Source organism: Kribbella albertanoniae, from assembly GCF_004348455.1.
Lineage (GTDB): Bacteria > Actinomycetota > Actinomycetes > Propionibacteriales > Kribbellaceae > Kribbella > Kribbella albertanoniae.
The window spans coordinates 1-2,693 of record NZ_SMKA01000475.1 but is presented as its reverse complement, the minus strand read 5'-3'; the positions used below and the strand labels follow the sequence as shown (position 1 = coordinate 2,693).

Genomic DNA, 2,693 nt, shown 5'->3' with positions numbered 1-2,693 from the left:
GGGCTGGGGATGTGTCAGGGGCGAGTTTGTTCGCGGAATGTGGCTGAGCTTGTTGGCGATAGTCCATCGATGAAACGGCCGATCGCCGTACCGGTGCGGTTGGGTGATTTGGCTGAGGCTGAGGAGAAGCTGTGACGGAGAAGCTGGATGGCGTGATCGTGGCGACGGCGTTGCCGTATCTGGAGGATGCGGGGGCGCCGGCGGGGTTGCGGCCGGATCTGGATCGGTATGCGGAGCACTGCCGGTGGTTGGTGGACAACGGGTGCCGTGGGGTGGGGCCGAACGGGTCGCTCGGCGAGTACTCGTCGCTGACGGATGATGAGCGGCGGGCTGTCGCGCGCACGGCAATCGATGCCGTGGGCAACGATGGCGTGGTGGTCGTCGGGGTGCACGGGGTCGGCGCGCACCAGGCGCGGGCTTGGGCGGAGAAGGCGGCGGAGGACGGGGCGGACGGCGTACTGTGCCTGCCGCCGACCATGTATCGGGCGAACCGCGGCGAGGTGCTGCACCACTTCAGCGAAGTGGCCAAGGCCGGGTTGCCGGTGATGGTCTACAACAACCCGATCGACACGAAGGTCGACCTCACGCCGGCGCTGCTCGCCGAGATCGCGCAGATCGAGAATGTCGTTGCGGTCAAGGAGTTCTCCGGTGATGTCCGGCGGATCCTGGAGATCCGGGAGCTGGCTCCGGACCTCGCGGTCATCGCCGGGGCGGACGATCTGACGCTCGAGGCGTTGCTGATGGGGGCGACCGGGTGGTTCGCCGGGTTCCCGAACGTGTTCCCGGCCGAATCGGTTCGCTTGTACGACCTCGCCGTACAAGGCAAGCTGGAGGAGGCCCGGGCTTTGTACGAACCGTTGGTCGCGGCGTTCCGGTGGGACTCGCGGGTGGAGTTCGTGCAGGCGATCAAGTACGGCATGGATTATGTCGGCCGGTACGGCGGCCCGTGCCGCCCGCCGCGTGGGCCGCTCGTACCCGAACACGTCGCGCAACTGGAGCAGGACATGAAGAAAGCAGTGGAGTCTTTGCGATGAGGTCCATCCGGACGATCTCTGCGATCGACTCGCACACCGAGGGGATGCCGACCCGCGTCGTCACGGGTGGGGTCGGGGTCGTGCCCGGTGCGACGATGGCCGAGCGGCGCGAGTACTTCATGAAGCACCTGGACGGGCTGCGCCTGTTCCTGATGAACGAACCGCGCGGGCATCCTGCGATGAGCGGAGCGATCCTGCAGCCGCCGACTCGGTCCGACGCGGACTGGGGTGTGCTCTACATCGAGGTCTCCGGCCTGCTGCCGATGTGCGGGCACGGCACGATCGGCGTCGCGACCGTGCTCGTGGAGTCCGGCATGGTCGAGGTGCAGGAGCCGGTGACCGTCGTCCGGCTGGACACTCCGGCCGGCCTGGTCGTCGTAGACGTTGCTGTGAGCAACGGTCGCGCGGAACACGTGACGTTGCGGAACGTCCCGTCGTACAGCCATTCCTTGGATGCCGTGGTCGAGGTGCCCGGGGTTGGACCGGTGACCTACGACCTCGCGTACGGTGGGAACTTCTACGCGATCCTGCCGTTGGAGCAGCTCGGGATCCCGTTCGACCGGGCCTACAAGGATCAGATTCTGACGGCCGGTCTGGCGTTGATGGACGCGATCAACGCGACGGATCGCCCGGTGCATCCGCTCGATCCCGGCATCAACGGCTGCAAGCACGTGCAGTTCACCGCCCCCGGTCTCGACGGCGCGCACTCCCGCAACGCGATGGCGATCCACCCCGGCTGGTTCGACCGCTCGCCCTGCGGGACCGGTACGTCGGCCAGGATGGCCCAACTGCACGCCCGCGGCGAACTCGCCCTCGGCGCGGACTTCGTCAACGAGTCCTTCATCGGCACCCGCTTCACCGGCCGCCTCATCGAGGAAACCACGGTCGGACCGCACGCAGCCGTCGTACCAACAGTCACCGGCCGAGCCTGGATCACCGGCACCGCCAACTACCTCCTCGACCCAGACGACCCCTTCCCAACCGGCTTCGTCCTATAGTCCGGCGCATGGAGTTCTCCGAGGTTCTGCGTCGGCGACGGACGGTGCGGGAGTTCGCGGACCGCCCGATCGCGCCGGAGTCCGTCGAGCGCATCCTCGCCGGTGCGCAACGTGGTCCGTCGGCGAAGTTCATCCAGGGCTTCGCGTTCCTGGTGCTCACCGAGCCGGCGGATCTCGAGCGCTTCTGGCCGTTCGCGCCCAACCAGACCCGGCACACGCCGCGGATGACGAACGCGCCGCTGGTCGTGGTCCCGCTCGCGAATCGAGCGGCATACCTCGAACAGCGCCCGGCGGAGCGCTGGCCCGCGCCCTACTGGAGCATCGACACTGGGATGGCAGCGATGCTGTTGCAGTTGGCGGCCATCGATGAAGGTCTCGATGCCTTCCTATTCTGGCTGATGCCGGATGCTGCCACCGACTTCGCGGACTTGGAGGTCGCGGTCCACGTGCAGCGGTTCCGGGACGCGTTCGGCATCCCGGAAGGGCTTGATCCGATCGGCGCGATCGCGATCGGTCACCGCGCCGACGACCTTCCACCGCAGCGCCCCGAGGTCACCGCGAGGCGTCGCTCGCCGGAGACCTTCGTCCACCGGGGCCGGTGGCAGACCTAGTTGAGGTGGTTCTGCCAGTCGGCGGGGACGTTGCCGGCGGGGCCGGGGAC

3 protein-coding genes are annotated in these 2,693 nt (G+C 67.8%); all 3 read left to right on the top strand.

Annotation, left to right across the window (positions count from 1 at the left end):
• The first annotated feature begins 131 nt into the window (after positions 1–131).
• The 3 genes from E1261_RS44215 to E1261_RS44205 are packed head-to-tail and all read left to right on the top strand — an operon-like array spanning position 132 to position 2,643.
• Positions 132–1,034: a dihydrodipicolinate synthase family protein gene (locus tag E1261_RS44215; RefSeq protein WP_132416281.1), complete on the top strand. Its 903-nt coding sequence runs from the start codon at positions 132–134 to the stop codon at positions 1,032–1,034.
• Positions 1,031–2,032 carry a proline racemase family protein gene (locus E1261_RS44210; protein ID WP_132416279.1) on the top strand — a complete coding sequence of 334 codons (1,002 nt, stop codon included), beginning with the start codon at positions 1,031–1,033 and terminating at the stop codon, positions 2,030–2,032. The genes E1261_RS44215 and E1261_RS44210 overlap by 4 nt, the downstream gene beginning before the upstream one ends.
• Before the next feature lie 8 nt (positions 2,033–2,040).
• Complete coding sequence (locus E1261_RS44205; protein ID WP_132416277.1) at positions 2,041–2,643, top strand: nitroreductase family protein; 603 nt, start codon at positions 2,041–2,043, stop codon at positions 2,641–2,643.
• Positions 2,644–2,693 lie beyond the last annotated feature (50 nt).

Coding starts and splice junctions, on each gene's coding strand:
- E1261_RS44205 (WP_132416277.1), top strand. CDS start 2,041: ATGGAGTTCTCCGAGGTTCTGCGTCGGCGACGGACGGTGCGGGAGTTC.
- E1261_RS44210 (WP_132416279.1), top strand. CDS start 1,031: ATGAGGTCCATCCGGACGATCTCTGCGATCGACTCGCACACCGAGGGG.